Annotated in this window: 1 protein-coding gene; it reads left to right on the top strand. The window is 66.8% G+C overall.

Features of this window, described 5'->3' with window-relative positions:
• Positions 1-41 precede the first annotated feature (41 nt).
• Positions 42-1,349 (top strand): IS1380 family transposase, encoded by a 1,308-nt coding sequence (locus IVW53_15955; protein MBF6607057.1) that lies wholly within the window; start codon positions 42-44, stop codon positions 1,347-1,349.
• Positions 1,350-1,536: the final 187 nt, after the last annotated feature.

Genomic DNA, 1,536 nt, shown 5'->3' with positions numbered 1-1,536 from the left:
GTCGAAGTCACGATTCACACCAGAACCAGGAGGCACTTTCAGTGGGATCAGTATCGCGCGGAATCGATCGCATCGAGGTGACCTTCGATGAGCCGAATCTGGTAGCCAACGCCGGGCTGTTGCTGGTGGCCACCCTGGTGGTCCGACTGTGTCTCGAAGCGCTGATCAACGACTTGGTCGACCTGTCGGGACGAGTGGGCGGAGCCCTCCCCGGGCGCAAGGTCCTGACCCTGGTCCACGCCATCGTGGCTGGCGGCAGCCACATCGATCACGCCGACGTGCTGCGATCCGGTGCCACCCAGGCGGTGTTGCCCCACCGGGTGATGGCCCCCTCCACCCTGGGCACGTTCCTCCGGTCGTTCTCCTTCGGCCATGTGCGCCAACTCGATGCGGTCTTCGCCGAGACACTGCGTCGGGCATGGTCCCTCGGTGCCGGACCCGGTTCGGACCGATTGGTCGTCGACCTCGACTCCACCATCTGTGAGGTGTGCGGCAAGACCAAGCACGGCGCCGGCTACGGCTACACGAAGAAGCTCGGCTACCACCCCCTCCTCGCCACCCGGGCCGGGACCGGTGAGCTCCTCCACGTCCGGATGCGCAAGGGCTCGGCCAACACCCAGCGGGGGACCAAGCGGTTCGTCGAAGAGCTTGTCGCCCGGCTCCGTCGGGCGGGGGCCACCGGCGACCTGGTCATGCGATTCGACTCGGGGTTCTGGTCGAATACCACCATTGCCACGCTCTCTCGACTGGGCGTCGGCTACACCATGGGGGTCCGGATGGTGAAGTCCGTGGTCACGGCGGTGTCCGCCATCGAGGAGGAGGCCTGGACCCCGATCGACTACACGTGTGACGGCATCGCCGAGGTGGCCGAGTGTGTCTACAAGGGACGCCGGCTCGTCGTGCGCCGCACCCGGCTGATCGGGCGGCAGGCGACACTGTGGCCCGAGTGGCGCCACTTCGCCTTCCTGACCGATCAGGGCGGCACCGCTGTCGAGGCCGACGCCTTCCATCGGTCCCACGCCACCGTGGAGTTGGCCATCAAGGACCTGAAGGAGGGTGCGGGCATGGAGCACGTTCCCTCGGGCAACTTCAGCGCCAATGCCGCTTGGCTGGTCTGTGCCGCCCTGGCCCACGACCTCATCCGCTGGAGCGCCATGCTCGGCGAGATCACTCCGAAGGACCACCTCACCGTGGCCCGCACGGTGCGCACCCGATTCCTGTCGATCCCCGCCCGGTTGGTCAGCCCCGGTGGCAGACCGACACTTCGGGCTCCACTCGAGTGGCCATGGGCCAAAGCCTTCGAACGGGCACTCGAACTTCTCCGCGCCCTTCCACCCGTCCCGGTGTAGTCAACCCACCGCGGCCGGTGCACCGCAGACGATCGCAGGACGGCACTGACAACCCGTGAGCATCACAAACCCTTGGTCTCGCACGTCCCGATGGCTGCTGAAGAAGTCAGCCCGGAGTCGGTTCGCCGTTCACCCTGCCGATCACCCGAATCGCTGCCCCATCAGGTAGTCGGTCGGTGGATGCAGG

This window comes from Chloroflexota bacterium, from assembly GCA_015478725.1.
GTDB lineage: Bacteria > Chloroflexota > Limnocylindria > Limnocylindrales > CSP1-4 > C-114.
This window is presented reverse-complemented; position numbering and strand designations above follow the sequence as displayed.